Here is a 19,918-nt window from a genome sequence, read left to right as displayed (position 1 = left end):
CAAGTCCCCGTCGTGGCGGAGCTTTCGCGTGACCGCGTCTGCACCTGACGTTGATCACCGCGTGGAGATGCGACTGGGGGTTGAGGGCGGCCCGGCCGACGGTGGTGAAGTAGCCGTGGAGGTCGGTGAGTTCGGTCGACCTGAGGGACGGCTGGAGATCAGTGGCGCCCGGTACGTGCTGCGCATGGTCGGTGCCAGGCCTCACGAGGACGCGGGTCGGCACTACTGCTGGTTCCGCCGTACCGTCATCGTCGTCGTATCTGTAGTCGTCCTCGCGATCGCCGTCGCTGGGGGCGTCGTCTGGTCCAACGCCGGGTCGTATGACGACAAGGTCGCCGACTGCAAGCGGCTGATTGCCGCGCACGATTTCGACGCGGACCCGGTTGACGAGGGGGGCACGCTTGCCGGGTGTGAGGGGCTGAATCGGGATGACCTATCTGGCGCCGATCCTGTCGAACACGATCGACAAAATGCCGACGAAGGACAAAGACCCGTTGGGCTACCCCGACGGCGGAAGGATCAACGACAGCATCGACTGACCGTGGCCAACCGAGCGATCCAGCGATCTGTGGTCGACCGGAGTCTTCTGCCTGATCGCAAGCACGGGAACAGCGGCTGGTATCAAGCTCGGCACTCTGACCGTGCCTACCACTGTCGCGGCCGGCGCCAGATCGTGGTGCGCGAGTACGGCATCGTCATCCGCAACCGGCGCCGCAGAAGGCAGCAGCTGAACCTCTGACGACGCTTGTAGTTGTAATCAGCGCGATCATGCCCCTCCATAGGCCGCAGATCTGGCATGCCCGGAAACGATCATCTCGGGTCAGGCATGATGCCCCCTCACCATCCGTTCCAGGGGGGAACATGCGCTTCAGACGCCCTGCAGCCCTAACCTTCGCCGCTCTCGCTCTCACCGCCTGCGGCAGCAGAAGCGACGACGAGCGAGCCGACCCGACCAAACTCGACGACGCGGCATCGCTCGCCTGCGACGACTTCGCGACTGGCTACCAGGCCGCTCAGACCACCGACGCCCGCGTCGACCTCGCCAATAACGTCAACAAGTGGGCGCAGTCCAGCAAGACCAACGGCATCGCTGAGGGCGCCACCATCCTCGCTCGCGGCTCTGACGGGGGCGCGAGCGCCTGGCAGTTGGCAGCTCACACGTTCGCGCAGTCGTGCCTCGACGCCGGCTGGAAAGCCTGATCGACCTTCACTGACGCCGGACAGGCAGGCGATGCCCCGGCCTTCACCGACGTCATGGCCCGCCTGCGTGTTCCTCGGCAGCGCGGACGCCCTCGCACCAGGCCGGACGGATCAGCGGGGTCAACCGCCTCAAGCAGTGGCGCGGCATCGCCACTCCGCTACGAGAAGACAGCCACGATCTACCTGGCCGGACTCCACATCGCGGGCATGTTCCTGCGGTCAGCCCGCTGATCCAAACGAAAGCCCTCAGGGGGCCTCGATGTCGGTCTCCTGGATGAGGGATGTGCCGGTGGGCCGCTTGATCTTGAACTTGTCCTTGTAGGTGTTGCCGTCCTCGCAGGTCACTGTTGCTGTGGCGGCCAGGCCCGCTTTGGAGATCTTGGTGAACTTCACCGAGTACTCGCCGGTGTCGTCGACATCGGTCTTGTCGGTGCGGCTCTCCTTGCTCGTGGTGATGGTCACTTTCACGGCCGGGGACCCGGTGGGGCAGTCCTCGACCGAACCGGTGACCGTCACGGTGGCCTTCGCGGGGTCGGCCTGTGCCTGGGTCGCTGCCGTCAGGGAGAGGGCGGCCGTCGTCGGCAGGATCGCCGCGACGGTGCAGATGGCGAGACGATGACGCATGGCTTCTCCTTGCTTGTCGGCACGCGTCGGGAACGGCTGCGCGCGCAGCGCGCAGGCACGGGATGCCGATGAGCCGTCCAACGGATGCGCTGATGGGGGCCGTCTTCCAGGCTCCGGTTTCGGTGGGCAGCGAACAAGGGCAAGGTCTGCCCACCACCTGTGGGCACAGCTACCCACGGCAGCGGTTTACGGCGGCCTGGTCACTGGCTGGTGAACCCGCGTTCGATGGAGAGCAGACCAGTTGGGTCGCTGCTGTTTACTGGGTCCCCGTCGGCGTAGAGGTAGGGATTGGGTTCCTGGCCGAAGGGGTCGGACTGGGTGAAGCGGCCGAGTTGGGGACGCACGCCGCTGGCAGCGTCATCAATGGGAGGGTGGTTCGGCGAGCCGATTTCGTTTGGATCAGCGGGCGGTCGTACGAGCCCTCGTTCGGTTGCCCGAAGGCGGCTGTAGGTCATGACCAGTTGCTGTGTTGGCTGTACTTCGCTGCTGTACCGCTATGGGCGAGGTCACTCGGAGTGCTGTGCTTGGGATGGCCACTGCCCTTCGGTGAACTGCAGGCCCCAGTAGTAGGGGTTCACTTCCGAGAGGGTGCGCGCCGTCCAACGGGTCGGGTTGCCTTCCTGCGGGACGGCGACTTCGACGGACGGCCCCCAGAGCGCGAGCCGTTCCTGGCAGACGCCACAGGGCGGCAAGATCAGAATCCTGTCGCGCTCCACGTCACGGCAGACGCAGACGGACGCGGTGACAGTTCGGTCTTGGGTGTAGGCCTGGATGAACGCTCCGGTCTCCTGGCAGAGGGCAACCGCGCCGTTCATGTTGTCGAGGCCAACGCTGGTCAGGATGCCACCGTCAGCGAGCCGCACAGCGGCTGCCCCGCCAGGTTCGCCCGCAGGCCAGCGTCGCTCCATAAGTTCCACGGCCGCGTCTACAAGCGCCTGGTCGAGTTTCATGCACCGGATTTTGGCACGAGTCGGGAATGCGGCACGGGCTGGGAAGGCGATCGAGGATTGGCACTACTGCAGCACAGGAGACCCGCTGTCCCGTCCCTGACACGTGGATTTGTGGAACCTGTGCTGCCTGCCCCAAGACGGAGGCGCCACCGTGGTGCCCCACGTCCCGACGCCAGCGCACCGCTCGTGCGTGTAGTGCGCGCCGCATCCGCGTGGTCATAGTGCCGCTGTCCGCGCTGGTCACTCCTCAGGGATGCTTCTGTGGGCGCTTTGAGCGGTCCGGTCATAGCCTGGCTGGTGCTCAAAGCTTTTACGGAGGTCAGCCAGGCCCCGAACCATCTGGTCAGGTGCCATCACATCCCGACCCGGCCATGCTCTGTTCCCGGCCCACTCGGCTGGACGAAGCGACGGCGCTTGGGCGGCCACTGGGCTGCGCCGGGCACGCCTGGCGCCTGCGGGACCTGCGCGACGCGGGCGCAACGGTCGGCCTGGGCTCGGACTGGCTCATCGCCTACTACGACGCCCGACGGTCCCGGCCACGGCGCGCGCACCAAGAGGCGGGGCCTCGGTCCGGGCGGGGCCGACCGGCCTCGAAGCCCTCGAAGCCCTCGAAGGCGTCACGACGCGCGCGGCACGGGCGGCTGGGGAGGCCGAGGTGACGGGCCGTATCGCCGCCGGCTGCCGCGCAGACTTCACGGCCCGGGCCCTGGACCCGGTCCAGGGCCCGGCGGACGAGCTGGCTCAGGCGCCGGTGCTGCTGACGGTGCCCGGCGGGCACGTGGTGCACCGCACGCAGTGAGGCGGCAGGGTGCCGTGCTCGTCGCTTCCCATGGCTCATCGGCGTCGTCGGATCGGTCTCCAACACCCCGTGCTCACCGCCTGCTCCTCTTATGGGTGCTGGGCGGCGCGGTCGTCGATCGATCTCGTGGTAGCTTCGCGGCGGAGGCGCACTGGTGCCAGCCCCGGACGAGACGTGCGCCGTACCCGGCCTGCTAAGACGACGCACTCAGGAGGCGTCATGGCAGCAGGCACATCCGTCATTGACTTCGACAACCCGGTCCTGCGGCCTCGCGAGTTGAACGTCCGCTGGATTCACGGCTCACCGTCGTCCAAGCACAACACCGATCCGGACATCCAGGTCTACGCGTACGACGAGCACACGGTCATCCTGCGGCAGAACATGGCGATCGACTACGAAGCGCCGTTCCTTTTCCTGCTGTTCGGCAACGCGCGGGCTGTGCTGATCGACACCGGCGCCACCGCCTCCAGCGAGTTCTTCCCGCTGCGCCAAGTGGTTGACGAACTCATCGAGGGCTGGCTCGATCGCCACCCCCGACAGGTCTACCACCTACTGGTGCTGCACACTCACGCCCACGGCGACCACATCGCGGGCGACAGCCAGTTCGCCGGTCGCCCCGACACCACTGTGGTCGACGCGGACCTCGCCACGGCCTGGAAGTACTTCGGATTCGACGAGGACCCCACCGCCGTGGCCCGGATCGATCTGGGAGGCCGCACGCTGGAGTGCCTGGCGACTCCCGGACACCACGAGGCAGCGGTCACGTACTACGACCCGTGGACCGGGATCCTGCTCACCGGCGACACCGTCTACCCCGGCCGGCTCTACGTCCAGGACTGGTCCGCCTTCACCCGGACCATCGACCGCCTGATCGAATTCTCCGAGCGCAGACCCGTCACCCACGTCCTGGGCTGCCACATCGAAATGACCACCGAAGCGGGCGTGGACTACCCAGTCCGCACCACCTATCAGCCCCACGAACCCCCGCTGCAGATGACCACCGGCCACCTGCGCGAAATCCGCGCCGCACTCAACGAGATCGGCGACCAACCCCGGCGGCTCGCCTACCCGCTCTTCATCATCTGCCCAGATGACTGAGCCACACTCAGGAGCACCGCCCGCCCGGCGTTCTCGCCCTTGGACAAGCCTGGCTGCTTTCTGCTTCGACAAGGCCGATCTCGCCTCACCTCCCAGGACGGCACCGCCTCCACCTGCCCGGGCAGCGCGGTCTTCACCTACAACGACGACGGCCAACTGATCGCCCAGACCGGCTGCCCCACGCCGTGGACATACGACAAACTCGGCAACGAGGAGACCGACGGGAGCGTCGCGGCTTCCGCGCGCACGAACGAGACCTGGACGGAGTACGGCCAGCTCTCCGGCGTCACCGTCGGTGCCACAGCCTACGAGCTGGTCCACGCGGGCACCGACAACTCCGAACGCACCAAGCTCGGTTGGCAGAAGTACCGCCACGCCGCCCTCGGCCTGGCTTCCACGACCGCCAACGGTGTCAACACCGGATTCTTCCGCGAACCGGCGGGCACGCTGCATTCCATGACGACTGGGGGAGGACCTACTACTACCTCGCCGACGCCATCGGCGACGCGCTGGGCCAGGTCGACGATGTGGGCAAGTGCACGGCGCTGTCATTGGACTGCGACTGGCAGCGGCTGCCGGAACCGAAGCTGCCCTGTAACCAAGCCACATGAACGAGTCGAGGAGCCGCAAGGGTCCCCGACGCGGAGGTGCACATGAGGTGCTCCGACTTCAGCGGAAGAAAGGGCACGGCAGTTGAGAAATCTGGTCCGTGCGGAGATGACCGAATCAGGAATAATCGTTCCGTCACTCGATGCATCGGCGGAGTTGGTCATCGGAGCTTTCGTTATAGCGCTGGCCGTTATTTTCTCGTATTACTTCACACGGAGAAAATGACACGCCAGTTGTAACTGATCGGCGATCCGCGCGTCCCGCGGAGAAGTGGCCCCGCAGAGAGATCGTCGACGGCATCCGCTACCTCGTCGACAACGGGGTAAAGCGGCGCAGCCGCGCTCGCTGTACGGCGACGGCCGTCACACACCCGCTCCGTGTCCCCGGGCGCCACGCGAGCGTAGAGCTCGCGGCTGCCCGCCGATCCTACGAATGACCGGCATGGAGCCGCGCTGGAACGGTAGGACAGGTACTGAGGGTTACAGCCAGCCGTTGCGGCGGAAGGCCCGGTACAGCAGTCCCGCGCCGAGGGCCATCACGGCGAGCGCGCACGGGTAGCCGTAGCGCCAGTCCAGTTCGGGCATGTGGGCGAAGTTCATGCCGTAGATCCCGGCGATCATGGTGGGGATGGCGAAGATGGCCGCCCAGGCGCTGATGCGGCGCATGTCGTCGTTCTGCCATGTGCCCACCTTCGCCAGGTGGGCGTCGAGGACGGAGGCGAGCAGGTCGTCCAAGGCGCGGACTTCGGTGTCGGTGCGGGTGAGATGGTCGGCGACGTCACGGAAGTACGGCACGACCTGCCGCGGCCAGTCATCGCGCGCCGTGGTGAAGGGCTGCATGACGGGGACGAGCGGCTGGACGGCGTCGCGGAACTCCACCACCTCGCGCTTGAGCGAGTAGATCTGCTCGGTCAGGTCCTCGCGGGCGGGGGAGAACACGCACCGCTCCAGCTCGGTCAGGTCCGTCCGCACCTGGGCGGCGGCCTCGGCGTAGGCGTCGACGATCACATCACTCACCGCATGCAGGATGCTGACCGGCCCGAACTGTGCCATGTCCGGTTGCTCCGCGAGCCGGCGCTGTGCCTCCACGGTGGGATCGTTCACCCCGTGCCGTACGGTCAGAGCGAACGACGGGCCGAGAAAGACCATCACTTCGCCGGTTTCCACATCCGCGCTCTGCTCGACGAACCACAGCGTCTTCACCGCGACCGCCAGCACGTCACCGTAACGCTCCTGCTTCGGCCGCTGATGGGCCTGGACCGCGTCCTCGATCGCCAGGGGATGCAGCTTCAGATAGGCGCCCAGCCGCTGCAGCTCCTCCTGGCCTGGTCCGTCCACGCGGATCCAGGCGAACTCCTGTGGCTTCAGCACAGCCAGACGGTTCAGGACAGCCTCACATCCCCTGTCTGCCTGTCGGCAGTCGATCTGCTCGCACTCGCCCGTCGGCTCCTGGTAGATCACACACTCCATACTCTGTCGGATGCTTCCGCCGCCGCTTTCTATGCCTCCCGCGAGTGCAAAGGCCGACTGCCGTGGGTCATCCGCGCTGGCCGTCACCAGACCTTCACATGGGTCGGCTGCTGGGCAGCAACCCGGTGGAAACCCGGCTCGATGTCGCCGGCCGAAGGGACTTTCGCTGTGATTGCCGTCGCTGTGTTGCTGCTGCCTGGGCTGGGCCTGCTGCTGTACGCAATGGACCGCGTCGAGGACTGGATGGCGGGCAGGCCACGGGCGGCACATCGCGCCCGGGGCCGTCATCTGCGTCTGGTCCACAGCACGAGCCGGCCACGTCATCGCTCTGATCGGCCTCGACACCTCGACGCGGCCTGATCGCGTCGTATCGCAGCCGCCCATGGGGCTACCCGCCGCGTGCGGGGTTCGGCAGCAGCCCCGCGCTGAGCTCTCCGAGTCCAGGCTCGGAGAGCTCAGCTCTCTCCAGTCAGTGACTGTGGCGTTCCCGCAGCCCAGGCAGATCGACAAGGCAGGCGGGCATGCGTCTCTGCTCCGCCGACGGCACTTCGGGTGATACGCATGGCCTCCCGCCCGCTCCCGGGCCGAGAACCCGGGACTGGTACCTGCATCGACGGCCTCGTGCAGGAGGTCGAGCAGCTGCGGGCGGGGTAGCGCGCTGAACGGCCTCCACGGCCCCGATGGTCCGGCGCTCGCGTCGGCCAACGTGGTCGGCATCCTCACGGGCATCTCGGTGAACCCGGCGGGCAGCCGGGCACGGCCGTCTTCGCTGCCCGGCTACGCTGTCGGGCTGGTCCTGGCCGCGCCCCTGGCCTGCGACGCGCTCGCCGCGACAGTGCACCGCATGCCTAACTCCACTGCCGCAGAGGGAAGGACCTTCCGCAACCAGCCAGGGGCTTGCCCCTGTTGGTGCCGCTGATGGCGGCGGCGTTCGGCGTGCTGTCGTAGTGCGCTCCCGGTACGGCGACGGGCCGAACTCCCGGCGGTTGAAGGAGATCGCCGGAGGGGCGGGATGCCCCCGGGGGCCCGCCGCCCGCCTAAGGGGAGGAACCCCAGCCGACGTTCGGCTGGGGTCCCCTGGGTTGTGCTTGCCGAGCGGTTCAGCGCTGCAGGGTGAGGACACCCGGGCGGTACGGCCACAGCGAGTAGTCGAGGCCGCTCTGGGTGGCGCCCCTGCCCTGGTAGAGGAACTGCAGGTTGCAGGGGTCGATGGTCTTGGTCTGGTCGGGGTTGTTCCGGACCAGGTCACCGTGGCTGATGTCGTTGGTCCAGGTGGCGCCGCTGTTGGCCTTGCCCGCGAAGGGGGCGCTCTCACTGCCGGCCTGTACGGTCCACGGGCCGTTCAGGCTGGAGGCGGTGTACGAGCGGAAGTAGCGCCCGTTCGCACCCCGCGCCTCGACGATCATGAGGTACTGGTTCTGGCCCTGGACCTTGTAGACCTCTGGCGCCTCGAACACCTTGTCCACGGTGTCGCTGATGACCGTCGTGTACGACGACCCGAAGTTGCCCGGGAAGTTCGCGAGCGGCATGGTCGACTTGTAGATCTTGCCGTTGTCACCGGCGAAGAACAGGTACATGTTCTGGTCGTCGGCGATCAGGGTCTGGTCGAGCGCGCCGGTGGGGGAGTTCTCGGTGCTGGGGAGGGTACCGGTGAACAGCGCCTGCGGCGCGGACCAGCTGTTGGGGTTGGTGGGGTCGGTCGACGTGCGGTAGTTGAAGGGCCAGCCTCCGCTCCACTGGGAGGCCATCACCCAGATGTTCTTGGGCGCGAAGTAGAACAGGGTGGGCGCCACCGCGGTCTGGCTCATGGCGGTCTGGGGCGCGGAGGCCATGTCCGACCAGTTCGTGAAGGCGCCGAAGCCCATCGACTTCCAGTTGCCGTCGGAGTACGTCCCGTAGACCAGGTGCTTGCCCTGGTACGTCACTGTGGTGAAGTCCTTGAGCGCGGCCCACCCGTTGGCCGGCTGGGCCAGTGCCCCGGTCGAGGTCCACCGGTATGTCGACGGAAGGGAACATGTGCTGCCCGAGGCGGACAGGCCGGTCCACTTCTGGTTGCTGCCGCCGTTGCAGGTCGCGATCTCCACCGCCGTGGCGTTGGTGGTACCGGCACCCACGACGCTCAGGCACAGCCCGGACTCGACAGCGACGACCGTACCGTCCGTGTTCACCCGCCACTGCTGGTTCGTACCGCCGTTGCAGTCCCAGATCGCCGGCCGGGTCCCGGACGTCGTGGCGTGGCCCGGGACGTCCAGGCACTTGTTGCCGTACACGGTGAGCTGGTTGCTGTCCGTCAGCGTCCACTGCTGGTTGGCCCCGCCCCAGCAGTCATAGATCTGGGTGGTGGTGCCATTGGTCTGGCTGGCGCCCGCCACGTCGAGACACCGGCCGGAACCGGTCCCGCGCAGGGCGCCGCTGGTGGCCGCCTGGGCGGCCGGGCCGGAGACCAGCAGCGCGGCGAGCGAGACCATGGTCGCGGTCGCGGCGGCGATGGCCGCGGACGGGCGTCTGCGGCTGAAGCTGAGTCTGTGCATGGGGACCTCGTGTTTCTGAGTGCGCGGCTCTGGCGGTTCCTCGGAGGCTGTGCGTGGGGTGGTGCGGCGCGATCCCCGCGTATGTTCGTTATGTCGAACAAGGGTCGAAGTATCGAGCAAGTGGATAATAAAGATCCGGTCACCCGCGTCAATACTTCTCACAGAATTCACGAGCCGGAAAAATCGCGAGCCGGAAGAAGGCTCAGTACTCCAGCAGCGGTGCTTGTTCCGGGTGTTGGGCGGCGGGTGTCCAAGGTGAAGATCGTCTGACCGGTCGGTCGGGATGGGTCGCTGGTTCTGCTGCGCCTGCGTGAGCGGGCCGCCTACGATCCGTCACCGTGTCGATACGCCGGGGATCGTAGGGAGGGCGTGGGATTGTCCGATCTGGAGCGGATCAAGGCCGTAGCGAACTGGACGCGCTCGCCGAGGAGTTGGCCAAGCGGCCTCAGGAGGTCGAGGCCGAGCGGGAGGAGCTGGGGATCGCTGAGCGGGTCCTGCTCCGCCTGGCCGAACAGGACCGGGCCGATACGGAGGCCGCTGGGGCGGGTATCCGGCCGACGTATCTTCTGGGTTAGCGGCTGTCGGGGTTCTTCACCGCATCAAGTACAGGGCGGTACGGCCCGTTCGGTGCCGTACCGCCCCTCCGCGGTGGGTCAGACGGCGGGTTCGGCGGCCGGCGCCACCGCGGTTGCCTCCGCCTGTGCCGCGGATTCCCGGCCGGGCAGGGTGAGCACGGCCAGGAATCCGGCGACCGCCACGGCGGCGAAGAAGTAGAAGCCCCAGGGGTGTCCGATGCCTGACGCCACGAGGGCACCGGTGATCGACGGGCCGACGATGGAGCCGATACGGCCGATGCCCGAGGCCGAGCCGAGGGCGGTGCTGCGGACCGAAGCCGGATAGAAGTTCGTCACGTACGCGTAGATCAGCACCTGGGCGGAGAAGACGAACACGCCGGTGAGGAAGACGACGGTGTCGAGGAGCAGGTCGCTGTGCATCCTGATGCTGAGGCAGGCCAGCATGACCACCGATATCGCGAACCAGCCGAGCGTGGTGGGCTTGATGCCGCGCCGGTCGGCCACGAAGCCGCCCAGCACCAGGCCGACGACCCCGCCGACGTTGAGGATGAGCAGTTGGGTGACCGCCGTGGGGATGGGGTAGCCGGCCTCGTTCATGAGCTTGGGCAGCCAGGTGTTGAGGCCGTAGACCAGGAGCAGGCCCATGAAGGAGGCGACCCAGATGCCTATGCCGGCGCGGAGGTAGGCCGGCTTGAGGAGTTCGCTGAATGCGACGCGCTGGGAGGCGGGCGCTTCCTTGGTACGGACGAACGCCTCCGACTCCGGCAGGCGGAACCACTGGATGACCGCGATGACGAGTCCGGCGATGCCGAGGACGTAGAAGAGGACCTGCCAGTTGTCGGTGACCTGCAGGGCCAGCAGGGACGTGATCACGGCACCGGTGTGGTAGCCGGTCATGGTCAGGGTGTTGGCGCGCGCCCGGCGTGCGGCGGGCATGCGCTCGGCCATCATGGTCAGCGACGCCGGCATGCAGGCGCCGAGACCGATACCGGCGACGAGCCTGAGCGCCGCGAACATTCCGACGGACGTGGCCAGGGGCAACAGGAGGGTGAAGACGGAGAACTCCACCACCGAGCCGATGACCAGCAGGCGTCGTCCGAAGCGGTCGGCGAGCGGGCCGACCAGGATGGCGCCGATGGCGACGCCTACGAGGGAGAGTGTGGCGACCGTGGTGGCGTCCGCGGCTGTCATGCCCAGGTGATGGGTCTTGAGCAGGGTGGGGATGATGGCGCCGAGGACGACGAGGTCGTACCCCTCGAGCATGACGGTGATCCAGCACAGGACCACGGTCCAGACGTTGCGGTCGGACGAGCCTGTTCTTGAGGGGGAGTCGGTGGTGTCCGGTGAGGCGATGGGTGTCATGGCTGCGTTCCCTTTGTAGCGGCTACGGGGGAGGGGATGGGGGACGGGGGAGCGGGGATCAGAACGGGTAGTCGGCGATGTCCGGGCGGACGGTGACCCACTGGACCTCGGTGAAGGCCTCGACGTTGGCGGCGGCTCCACCGAAGCGGGACCCCGTGCCGGAGGCCTTGACTCCGCCGAACGGGGCGTTGGGCTCGTCGCTGACGGTCTGCTCGTTGATGTGGACCTTGCCGGAGTCGATCTGGTCGGCGAGCTTCATCGCCGTACCGACGTCGCCGAGGATGCCGACGGACAGGCCGTACTCGCAGTCGTTGACGATCCGCGCGGCCTCCTCGAGCGTGGAGAAGCCGATGACGGGTGCGACCGGGCCGAAGATCTCCTCGCGCCATGCCCGCATGTCGGTGGTGACGCCGGTCAGGACGGTGGCCTGGTAGCCGGCGCCGTCGATCTCGCCGCCCGCGGCCAGCGTCGCGCCGGCCGCGACGCTGTCGGTGACGATGCCGTGCACCCGCTCCAGCTGCCGCCGGTCGATGATCGGGCCGAGCGCCACGTCCTCGCGGGCGGGGTCCCCGACGGGCAGCGCCCGTGCCTTTGCGGCCAGCGCGGCGCTGTACTCGTCGAGCAGCGACTCGTGCACGATGTGGCGGCCGGTGGTCATGCAGATCTGCCCTTGATGCAGATACGAGCCGAACGCACCGGCGGAGGCCGCCTTGTGCACGTCCGCGCCCGGCAGCACCACCAGGGCGTTGTTCCCGCCGAGTTCGAGGTGGGCGCGCTTGAGCAGACGGCCCGCCTGTTCACCGATCGCGCGGCCGACCGGGGTGGAGCCGGTGAAGGAGATGACCCGTACCTCGGGGGCTTCGACGACGGCCTGGCCGACCGTGCCGTCGCCCGGCAGCAGGTGCAGCAGTCCGGAGGGCAGCCCGGCCTCCTCGAAGATCCGGGCGATGACCACGCCACCGCTGACCGCCGTACGCGGATCGGGCTTCAGCAGGACCGCGTTGCCGAGCGCCAGCGCGGGTGCCACCGAACGCAGGCCGAGCGCGAGCGGGAAGTTGAACGGCGCGATCACGCTTACGACGCCGGCGGGGCGGCGCCGGGCCAGCGACCAGCGAACCTCCTGGGACGTCAGTACTTCTCCCTGAGGGTGCGTGGGCAGTGCCGCGCACTCGAATGACTCGCCGATCGCCAGCTGCACCTCGAACGCCGCCTTGGCCCGTACCGAGCCCGCCTCGCGTATCAGCCAGTCCTCGATCTCGGCGGCGTGCTCGGTGAACAGCTCGCCCGCGCGGCGCAGTACGGCCGCCCGCTGCTGCGGGGGAGTTACCGCCCAGGGCCGCTGCGCCTGGGCGGCCCGGGTGGCGGCGCGGCGCACGTCCTCGGGCGTGGCCAGGCCGGCGGTGCCGAGGTGCGCGCCGGTCGCCGGTTCGGTGACCTGGTGCTCACGGGTGGCGTCCTGCCAGCCGTCGCTGAGGATTTTCTTGCTCCAGACGTCGTTGTCCAGGAGTGTCATCGGTCTTCCTTCCTGTGAGGGGGGCGCTTCTGTGAGGTGTGTTCGTGGAGCGGGCGTCGTGGTCAGGACGGTGTCGTGAGCGCTGTGTCGACCTGGACGAGCCGGGGTCCGTCCGGGCGTCGGGACAGCACCGCCCGTAGTTCGTCCACGCTCTCGACGTGCTGGGCGGACACGCCGTAGCCCTCCGCGATGCGGGTGAAGTCCAGGCCCGGGATGTCCATGCCCGGTGCGTCCGGGACACCCAGCAGGCCGCTGAACCAGCGCAGCGCGCCGTAGGTTCCGTTGCGCAGCAGCACCACGGTCATGGGCAGGCGGTGCTGGGCGGCCGTCCACAGTGCGGTGATGCCGTAGTTGGCCGAGCCGTCCCCGATCACGCCGACGACCGGCCGGTCGGGCTGGGCCATGGCGACCCCGACGGCGCCGGGCAGGCCGAAGCCGAGTCCGCCGGCTGCCGGGAAGTAGTAGGAGCCGGGGCGCCGCAGGTCCATCTGGCGCCACCACGAGGAGTTCGTCGAGGTCGACTCCACCACGTACGCCGTGTCGTCGGGCAGTTCGTCCCGGAGGGAGGCGAAGACCTCCTCGGGATGCAGCCGCGTTCCCTGCCCGGTGGCCGGCGCGGGGGTGGGCCGGTAGTCGCCCGCCGACTCCGTCGCCGCGTCGAGCTCCTTGAGCAGCAAGTCGATGACGGCGGCCGGGTCGGCGACCAGAGCCTCGCCCATCGGCGCGCGGGCGGCGGCGGCGGCGTCCTCCGTGACCTGGATCAGCCGGGTGCCCTCGGGCAGATACCGGCCGGGCTGGTACTCGTGATAGCGGAAGACCGGTGCACCGAGCACCAGCACGAGGTCATGCCCCTCGAAAGCCTGGGAGACGGGTTCGATCCCCGCCGGCAGCACCCCGCGGAACTGCGGGTGGCGGTTGGGGAAGGGCAGCCGGAACAGCGACGGTGCCGCCCACACCGCAGCGCCGAGCCGCTCCGCGAGCCGCACCGCGTCGTCGAAGAGACCGGCGGAGTCGATGTCACCACCCAGCACCAGCGCGGGCCTGCGCGCGGCGGTCACCGCATCGGCCAGCCGGCGCCCCTGCTCCGCGCCGGGCACTGCGGCGCGGTGCACCTGCCGGTCCAGCACGGCCGACGCGTTCTCGCCCGCGTCAACCGCCCAGTCGTCATAGGGGACGGAGAGGTAGGTGGGCCGGCGCTGCAACTGCGCCTCGAAGACGGCCTGGGCGAGGGACCGGGGCACGTCCTGGGCGCAGGCCGGTTCGGCGGCCCAGCCGACGAGCGGCTTCATCAGCGACGGGGCGTCGACGTTGGCGAGGTTGGCCTCCGGCCCGATGGCCGGCCGCACCTGCTGGCCGGCCACGACGACCAGCGGAGTGCGCGAGGCCACGGCGTTGGTGAGCGCGCCCATCGCGTTGCCGGAGCCGGACGCGGCGTGCAGGTTGACGAGCACCGGACGTCCCGTGGCCTGCGCATAGCCGTCCGCCATGCCCACCACGGCGCCCTCGTGCAGCCCCAGGACGTACCGGAAGCCCTCCGGCAGGTCGGCGAGGAAGGGCAGCTCGTTGGAGCCGGGATTCCCGAAGACGGTGGTGAGCTCCTGACGTTGGAGGAACTCATGGCAGACACGGCGCACGGATGGCACAGACGTTCCTTTCGCGGCGACGTCGAAGTGACGCAGGCCACGCTAGGCACCGCACGACATTCGGACTAATAAATGTTGGCGGGATGCGATATAGACTTGCTCGATATGAGCAGCTTCGATCTCAACCTCGCCCGCGTCTTCGTGCTGCTCTACGAGACCGGCAGCGTCACGGCGACGGCCGAAACCCTCCACGTCACCCAGCCCACGGTGAGCTACAGCCTGGCCAAGTTGCGCCGGCACTTCGACGACGAGCTCTTCCGGCGCACCGGTCGCGGCCTGACCCCAACCGCCGGCGCCCAGCGCCTCTACGAGCCCTTGCAGCGCGCGCTGGCCGGCATGGACGCCGTGATCCGCCAGGACAACGACTTCGACCTCACCGCCATGTCAGGGCGTTTCACCGTCGCCCTGTCCGACCTGGGCCAGGCCACCCTGCTGCCCCGGCTGGTCGCGGCGGCCCGCGAGCGGGCTCCTGGTGTGTCCTTCACCGTCCGCCCGCTGGACGTGGACGCCGTCGAGAGCCAGCTGCGCCGCGGTGAACTCGACGCCTTCGTCGCCACGCCGGTCCTCACGTCCCACCGCACCGTGCGCATCCCGCTCTTCCACGAGCGTTACGTCGGTATGGTCGCCGCCGACCATCCCCGCATTCGCGGCGCCTCCGTCACGCTGGCGGACCTCGCGGCCGAGCACCACGCGACGGTGTACGGCCCCCACGGCCACGTCCTGCCCCGCTTGCTCCTCGCCACCCACGGCCTCTTGGATCGCGTCGCCGTGGACGCGACCCGCTTCACGGTGCTGCCCTACCTGCTGGAACACACCGACCTCATCGCGATCGTCCCCGAATACGTCGGTGAGGTTTTCACCGCTTCCCACCGCCTCCGCCTCGTGAGTCTCCCGTTCGAGACGGAACCGATCGAAGTGGCGCTCTACGCCCGGCACGAGGCATCACGCAGTCCGTCCCAGCGGTGGCTGGTGGAGTTCATGGCTGATGTTCTGGGGGAGCTGGTCAGCCCTGCACAGCTGCCGCCGAGTGCGGGCTGAGCGGCCGGCCGCGGTCTCGCCGTGCGCAAAACGCGCCGGTCGGGCCTTGCCGGGCGGCCTGATCGGCGGCGGAACCGCCGTTGATCGCCAGTAAGCTGCGGCGGTGCGCGCAGCCGAGCTGCTGTTGGACCAGTCGGCAGAGCTAGCGGTCCCGTCCGCGGCCTGCCCCACGGCGCGTACCTGATGGCGGCCATGCACCTCACCGCAACCGGCCGCGACCTCGTCCACTACCCCGACGCCATCGGCCTCTACTTCACCATGTGCGCCAACTTCGCCGACGCCTGTCGCACCAGTGAGGTATGGGTTGCACGCCGCAGCATGGCCGACCGCATCGCCCGGCACCCCCTCGTGAACAACAACAGCGTGATCGTCGGAAACCTGGAAGACGCAGCCCCCGCCCGCGACGGACTCGCCTGCTTCCCCACCCCGATCTACTTCGACGACTGCATCCCATCAGCGCCATCGCCTGGCACATGGAAGGCACCGGCAACGACCTTGCCTTCTGCGTCGAGACGATCACTGCCACACGCCACGTCCCCGCCCGCCTGCCGCCCCGCGTCGCCACATTCACCAAGCTGACCCGCGCCTCCTACTGGGCAGTGTTGCGTCGTGAAAAGTGCAGGTCGGGCGGGCTGGTGTGCGTAGGCGGCGGGATGCTCGGCCAGGTCCGGGGCGGTAACTTTGTCCGTGTCCAGCGCCGACACGGACCGCCCACTGGTCCGGGTACTCCAGCACTGCAGCGCTCGGACCGGCGGCCGCTGGTTGGCGCGTCGCCCGGCCCGATGTCGGTGCGGATACGGGTTGTCCGGTACCGGATGGCGCCGCCGTTCCGCCTGGTCCCTCGCGCCGTCCACGGCGACCTCCGCCACGACGTCCCAAAGTCTGTGCCAGAACCCCAAGACTCTAGGCGCCGGCAGCCGCCTGCCGTATGTGGCGAGCTATCAGAGCATAGGTCTCACGGGCCCGTTGATCGTCCGAACCGTCGTACCCGTGGTCGACTCCCGGCACATCCTGGTGCTCCACCAGTGCCCCCGCCGTCCTGAGCCGGTCGGCATAGCGCACGCCCTCCACCTTGAGCAGGTCGAGCTCGGCCGTGATGACCACCGCCGGTGCGATCCCCTTCAGGTCGGCCGTGTCCGACGGGTGAGCGGGTGACACCAGCCGGTCGGCGCGCATCGCCGGGTCGGGAACGTATGAGGTATCGAAGACATCGGCCATCCAGGGCCGCAGCACCGGCCTGGCGGCGGCACTGTGCTTCTCGCGGGCGTTCGTCACCAGGTCCAGCGGCGGATAGTGCAGGACCTGGAGGGCGATCGGCGGTCCGCCCTGCTCCAGTGCCTGCCGAGCCACGGCCGCCGCGAGGCCGCCCCCGGCGCTCTGACCGCCGACGGTGAGCCGGGAGCCGTCCCAGCCGTGTTCCGGGCCGTGTTCGGCGACCCATCGCACGATTTCGTACGCCTGCCGGGGCGGCGCCGGGAACGGATGCTGCGGCGCGACGGCGTAGTCGACGTTGATGACGACCGCCGCCGCCTCGGCGGCGAGGAAGCGGCACAGGGGATCGTCGCCCTCGGTGAGTGCGACGACGTACCCGCCACCATGGAAGTTGACGTGGACGGGCGGCGCGGCTCCCTCGACCGCCGGGCGGTAGACCGTGGCGCGGGCCGGGGCCGTCGCTGCCGGGATGGTCAACTCGTCCACGTTCCGCGGGTATTCGGGGAACCTGGCGTGTGAGGCGGCGGCGGATCCGGGCCCGCTGGGACGCCGGTCGGCCAGTCGGGTCAGGCGCTGCATCGTTCGGGCGGCTACGGCGGCCACCGCCGGCCGGGCCAACAGGGACATACCGGCTCCCTTCGAGGGCATGCTTGAGGTCACCAACCATCAGGATTCCTGCTGATCGATGGGTGGGAAGGTAGCACGCCGACGGGTGCGGCAGGCGATCAGAGGCGTGCGCCGACGTCCGCCCGGACCCCGGAACTGACATCTGTCGATCATGCCGAGGTGGTGAGCACGGCTCCCGAAAACATGGGGCGGCCCGCCGGGGCTACGGTTCCACGATCCTGGCTCGCCGCGAGGCCGACGTGATCGTCTTTCTGGTCTGGCTCCTGCGCCGCCCTCGGTCCGCGCCGGCGCGCACCGAGCCGAGCAAGCGGATCAGGCGTGTGTGGCAAGTGGCGGCTGAGCTTCTCGCGGTCGCTGTCGTGCCGGGCGGACAGATCGAGCAAGTCCGCGCAGGGGGCCCTGCGCCCCTGACCGGCTACGTGGGGGAGAGGCTGGGACTTGCGACCGCCAATCGCCGCGCCGCGGGGCCTCGGCTCACTGGGACCAGCCCTGATGGCGGGGCTGTCGGACCTGACGTCTCCAGAGCGCGGTGTCTGTCGGGTCGGGCAGTCCTCCTCCGGGCGGGCGATCCTAGCCGCCAAGTGAGCGGGCTTGCCCCTGGCCAGGCCACGCAGCCCCGCCGGTGCGGTCAGGATGCCGCGGGGACCGCCTCTTCGAGGCCGCGGGCTGTGACGAGCTGCGCGCTGCCGTCGGCGAGGCTGTAGCGCAGGCCCACCACGGCAGCCTCGCCGGCGGCGACCTTGTCGGCGAGGACCCGGGAGCGATCCAGGAGCAGGTCGGCGGTGTGCCGTATGTGCTCGGCGAGGATCTGATCGGGCTCGACGTGCCCGGCGGCCCGCGCTGCCAGCACGCTGGGGGTCACCCGCTCGACGACGTCCCGGACGTACCCGGCCGGTGTCATGCCGTCCTCCAGTGCGGCGCAGGCGGCGCCGACCGCGCCGCATGAGTCGTGGCCGAGGATCACGACCAGCGGGCAGCCCAGCACCTCCACACCGAACTCGATGCTGCCCAGCACCTCCGGGCCCATGACGTGGCCGGCGGTGCGGACTACGAACAGGTCGCCCAGGCCGCGGTCGAAGATGATCTCGGCGGCCAGCCGGGAGTCGGAGCATCCGAACAGCACGGCGAAGGGCTTTTGGGACGGCGCGGTCTCCGCTCGGCGGGCGGCGTCCTGGTTGGGGTGTTCAGGGGTGCCTGCGACGAAGCGCTGGTTACCGGCCAACAGGAGCTCGAAGGCATCGCCGGGCGTCGGGGTCTGGATCTCGGTCATGGCGGCAGCCTAGAACCCGCCATCTGCCATCGCACCGCCTGGTCGCGCCGCCGCTCGCCTGATCGTGTCCCGCTGACGAATTGGGCGGTACTCCCAGACGCCTGGCCAGGCCAGCCTCAGGGAATCGCAGTGCCCGGCGCAGCTGCCCCACCGCGTAGGGCCGCCCCTCTGCGTGCGCGGGAGGCGGCGGGCCACAGGACAAGATCAGGACACCGGCTCGGTGCGGTAGTCGGGCGCGGGGTTGAGCTGCGGCGCTCGGGTTACCCGCATGGTCGCGGCCTGAGTGCGTCGCGGCGGCGGCCTGGCCGGCTTGTCCGCGTGCGTCCGGCAGTTGGGGCTGGCGGGCACACAAGCGTCGGCCCGCTCGAGCAGGTTCCGAGCGGGGCGGCGCGTGCAGGCGAAAGGCGGCCTTCGATTGCCGCGGTCGTCGGCTGCGCCTTCGGTCTCGATCTGCTCCTTGCGGAGCTGGCCGCGCACCGTCTCCTTAGGCAGCCGTGCTGTCACTACTTCCGGGTCTCCCTCTTCGCGCACAGACAGACAGGTTGCATGGCCCGTTTTGCATCGCTCCGCCTGGACCGCCGCATCGGCGGTGAGCGCCCCGGGTCGCGGCAACGCCGGAGTGTCGGTTGGGCAGCGATGTCGCTCGCCCGTTCGGGCGGGCTCCGTGTGCGATGTTCCCGGGGGAGAGGGACCCGGGGACGAAGCAGGTCTGTGTAGGCGCCGCGGGGTCATCCGCAGCTCGCCAAGCAAGCCCCGGGGCTGCTGAGTTCCCGCGGGCGCAACGGTGTACCGCGGGGCGAAACGCCGCTGCGCGGGCTGCCCGGCGACGGTCCGTGCCTCCCACCCGCGGTGGGAGACACGCTCGCAGTGATACGGCTAGAGCCAGTGGCGCAGGATCAGGTGCGGGGCCCGCCGGGTGAACCAGGCGCTGGCCAGGCCGATGGCGGCACCGGCGGCGACGTCGCTGGGGTAGTGGGCGCCGCTTTGCACGCGTTCGATGGCCACCATGGCGGCCGGCACCGTGCACAGGGCACCGGCCAGCGGCCATGTGGGAGCAATGGCGGTGGTGAAGGCGACCGCGGCGGCGGTGTGCCCGGAGGGGAAGGAGGGGGAGTCGGGACGGTCCTCGACCTCGTCGTGCGGGAACCAGTCCTTCGGTGGCCGGGGTCGGTCGGCCAGTTGCTTGCACACGCCGTTGGACACCAGCTGCGCGACGGTCACAGCGGCCAGGCCCGCGACGGCGGCCCTGCGGCCGCGCCAGCCGTCCATCAGGGCCATCACCGCTGCCGCGCCGCACCACAGCTTGGTTCCCTCAGCTGTCTCCTCCACCGCCGACAGCGCACGGTGAAGGCCGGGCGAGGCGCGGGCAGCGAGCTGCTTGGCCACACTCCGGTCCGT

17 protein-coding genes, 1 pseudogene and 1 riboswitch are annotated in these 19,918 nt (G+C 69.2%); of the genes and pseudogenes, 7 read left to right on the top strand and 11 right to left on the bottom strand.

The window, feature by feature from the left end; genetic code table 11:
• Positions 1–28 precede the first annotated feature (28 nt).
• From ACFUO4_RS39875 to ACFUO4_RS39865, 3 genes and pseudogenes are all read left to right on the top strand, one after another.
• Positions 29–739: a hypothetical protein gene (locus ACFUO4_RS39875; protein WP_383494525.1), complete on the top strand. Its 711-nt coding sequence runs from the start codon at positions 29–31 to the stop codon at positions 737–739.
• Between the two features lie 122 nt (positions 740–861).
• The gene (locus ACFUO4_RS39870) at positions 862–1,200 is read left to right on the top strand and encodes a hypothetical protein (protein WP_383494522.1); all 339 of its coding nucleotides are present in this window, start codon (positions 862–864) and stop codon (positions 1,198–1,200) included.
• Between the two features lie 15 nt (positions 1,201–1,215).
• Positions 1,216–1,431 (top strand): annotated as a pseudogene (locus tag ACFUO4_RS39865) (hypothetical protein); the annotation flags it as partial.
• A 15-nt stretch (positions 1,432–1,446) separates the two neighbouring features.
• On the opposite strand, the gene ACFUO4_RS39860 reads toward ACFUO4_RS39865, so the two are convergent.
• The 3 genes from ACFUO4_RS39860 to ACFUO4_RS39850 all read right to left on the bottom strand — a co-directional run bounded on the left by ACFUO4_RS39860 (position 1,447) and on the right by ACFUO4_RS39850 (position 2,774).
• Positions 1,447–1,824, bottom strand: a complete 378-nt coding sequence (locus tag ACFUO4_RS39860) for a hypothetical protein (RefSeq protein ID WP_079305858.1) — start codon at positions 1,822–1,824, stop codon at positions 1,447–1,449.
• A gap of 200 nt (positions 1,825–2,024) precedes the next feature.
• Positions 2,025–2,168 (bottom strand): RHS repeat-associated core domain-containing protein, encoded by a 144-nt coding sequence (locus tag ACFUO4_RS39855; RefSeq protein WP_383494519.1) that lies wholly within the window; start codon positions 2,166–2,168, stop codon positions 2,025–2,027.
• 162 nt (positions 2,169–2,330) lie between these two features.
• Positions 2,331–2,774, bottom strand: a complete 444-nt coding sequence (locus ACFUO4_RS39850; protein ID WP_383494516.1) for a cytidine deaminase — start codon at positions 2,772–2,774, stop codon at positions 2,331–2,333.
• Between the two features lie 337 nt (positions 2,775–3,111).
• On the opposite strand from ACFUO4_RS39850, the gene ACFUO4_RS39845 reads away from it, so the two are divergent.
• A complete protein-coding gene (locus ACFUO4_RS39845; protein ID WP_383494572.1) occupies positions 3,112–3,573 on the top strand; it encodes an amidohydrolase family protein in 462 nt (153 codons plus the stop codon).
• Between the two features lie 140 nt (positions 3,574–3,713).
• A riboswitch (guanidine-III (ykkC-III) riboswitch) is annotated at positions 3,714–3,781 on the top strand.
• Positions 3,782–3,792: 11 nt separating this feature from the next.
• Entirely contained in the window at positions 3,793–4,671 is an 879-nt protein-coding gene (locus ACFUO4_RS39840; RefSeq protein WP_079305862.1) for an MBL fold metallo-hydrolase, read from the top strand.
• A 1,088-nt stretch (positions 4,672–5,759) separates the two neighbouring features.
• On the opposite strand, the gene ACFUO4_RS39835 is transcribed toward ACFUO4_RS39840, so the two are convergent.
• From ACFUO4_RS39835 to mdlC, 5 genes are all read right to left on the bottom strand, one after another.
• Positions 5,760–6,650, bottom strand: coding sequence for a magnesium and cobalt transport protein CorA (locus ACFUO4_RS39835; RefSeq protein WP_383494512.1), 891 nt, complete (start codon positions 6,648–6,650; stop codon positions 5,760–5,762).
• 1,199 nt (positions 6,651–7,849) lie between these two features.
• Positions 7,850–9,280, bottom strand: coding sequence for a non-reducing end alpha-L-arabinofuranosidase family hydrolase (locus tag ACFUO4_RS39830; RefSeq protein WP_383494509.1), 1,431 nt, complete (start codon positions 9,278–9,280; stop codon positions 7,850–7,852).
• Positions 9,281–9,933: 653 nt separating this feature from the next.
• A complete protein-coding gene (locus ACFUO4_RS39825; protein WP_383494506.1) occupies positions 9,934–11,217 on the bottom strand; it encodes an MFS transporter in 1,284 nt (427 codons plus the stop codon).
• A 58-nt stretch (positions 11,218–11,275) separates the two neighbouring features.
• Positions 11,276–12,730: a benzaldehyde dehydrogenase gene (locus ACFUO4_RS39820; RefSeq protein ID WP_383494503.1), complete on the bottom strand. Its 1,455-nt coding sequence runs from the start codon at positions 12,728–12,730 to the stop codon at positions 11,276–11,278.
• A 62-nt stretch (positions 12,731–12,792) separates the two neighbouring features.
• Positions 12,793–14,373, bottom strand: a complete 1,581-nt coding sequence (mdlC, locus tag ACFUO4_RS39815) for a benzoylformate decarboxylase (RefSeq protein ID WP_383494499.1) — start codon at positions 14,371–14,373, stop codon at positions 12,793–12,795.
• 105 nt (positions 14,374–14,478) lie between these two features.
• On the opposite strand from mdlC, the gene ACFUO4_RS39810 reads away from it, so the two are divergent.
• Both ACFUO4_RS39810 and ACFUO4_RS39805 read left to right on the top strand, forming a co-directional pair.
• Positions 14,479–15,411, top strand: a complete 933-nt coding sequence (locus ACFUO4_RS39810; RefSeq protein ID WP_383494496.1) for a LysR substrate-binding domain-containing protein — start codon at positions 14,479–14,481, stop codon at positions 15,409–15,411.
• Between the two features lie 192 nt (positions 15,412–15,603).
• Positions 15,604–15,990, top strand: coding sequence for a hypothetical protein (locus tag ACFUO4_RS39805; protein ID WP_383494493.1), 387 nt, complete (start codon positions 15,604–15,606; stop codon positions 15,988–15,990).
• Positions 15,991–16,314: 324 nt separating this feature from the next.
• On the opposite strand, the gene ACFUO4_RS39800 is transcribed toward ACFUO4_RS39805, so the two are convergent.
• The 3 genes from ACFUO4_RS39800 to ACFUO4_RS39790 all read right to left on the bottom strand — a co-directional run bounded on the left by ACFUO4_RS39800 (position 16,315) and on the right by ACFUO4_RS39790 (position 19,906).
• Positions 16,315–17,250: an alpha/beta hydrolase gene (locus ACFUO4_RS39800; RefSeq protein WP_383494490.1), complete on the bottom strand. Its 936-nt coding sequence runs from the start codon at positions 17,248–17,250 to the stop codon at positions 16,315–16,317.
• Between the two features lie 628 nt (positions 17,251–17,878).
• Entirely contained in the window at positions 17,879–18,520 is a 642-nt protein-coding gene (locus ACFUO4_RS39795) for a carbonic anhydrase (protein WP_079305874.1), read from the bottom strand.
• A gap of 876 nt (positions 18,521–19,396) precedes the next feature.
• Entirely contained in the window at positions 19,397–19,906 is a 510-nt protein-coding gene (locus tag ACFUO4_RS39790) for a phosphatase PAP2 family protein (RefSeq protein ID WP_383494487.1), read from the bottom strand.
• Positions 19,907–19,918 lie beyond the last annotated feature (12 nt).

The sequence above is a fragment of the Streptomyces sp. NPDC057280 genome (assembly GCF_042668605.1).
In the GTDB taxonomy this organism is placed as follows: Bacteria; Actinomycetota; Actinomycetes; order Streptomycetales; family Streptomycetaceae; genus Streptomyces.
Note: the sequence above shows the minus strand (reverse complement) of the source record. Positions and strands in the feature narration are given on the sequence as shown.

Bases quoted from the DNA above. Each gene is read 5' to 3' on its own strand.
- ACFUO4_RS39825 (WP_383494506.1), bottom strand. From the start codon at position 11,217: ATGACACCCATCGCCTCACCGGACACCACCGACTCCCCCTCAAGAACA.
- ACFUO4_RS39795 (WP_079305874.1), bottom strand. From the start codon at position 18,520: ATGACCGAGATCCAGACCCCGACGCCCGGCGATGCCTTCGAGCTCCTG.
- ACFUO4_RS39860 (WP_079305858.1), bottom strand. From the start codon at position 1,824: ATGCGTCATCGTCTCGCCATCTGCACCGTCGCGGCGATCCTGCCGACG.
- ACFUO4_RS39840 (WP_079305862.1), top strand. From the start codon at position 3,793: ATGGCAGCAGGCACATCCGTCATTGACTTCGACAACCCGGTCCTGCGG.
- ACFUO4_RS39805 (WP_383494493.1), top strand. From the start codon at position 15,604: ATGCACCTCACCGCAACCGGCCGCGACCTCGTCCACTACCCCGACGCC.
- ACFUO4_RS39810 (WP_383494496.1), top strand. From the start codon at position 14,479: ATGAGCAGCTTCGATCTCAACCTCGCCCGCGTCTTCGTGCTGCTCTAC.
- ACFUO4_RS39830 (WP_383494509.1), bottom strand. From the start codon at position 9,280: ATGCACAGACTCAGCTTCAGCCGCAGACGCCCGTCCGCGGCCATCGCC.
- ACFUO4_RS39820 (WP_383494503.1), bottom strand. From the start codon at position 12,730: ATGACACTCCTGGACAACGACGTCTGGAGCAAGAAAATCCTCAGCGAC.
- ACFUO4_RS39870 (WP_383494522.1), top strand. From the start codon at position 862: ATGCGCTTCAGACGCCCTGCAGCCCTAACCTTCGCCGCTCTCGCTCTC.
- ACFUO4_RS39800 (WP_383494490.1), bottom strand. From the start codon at position 17,250: ATGTCCCTGTTGGCCCGGCCGGCGGTGGCCGCCGTAGCCGCCCGAACG.
- ACFUO4_RS39850 (WP_383494516.1), bottom strand. From the start codon at position 2,774: ATGAAACTCGACCAGGCGCTTGTAGACGCGGCCGTGGAACTTATGGAG.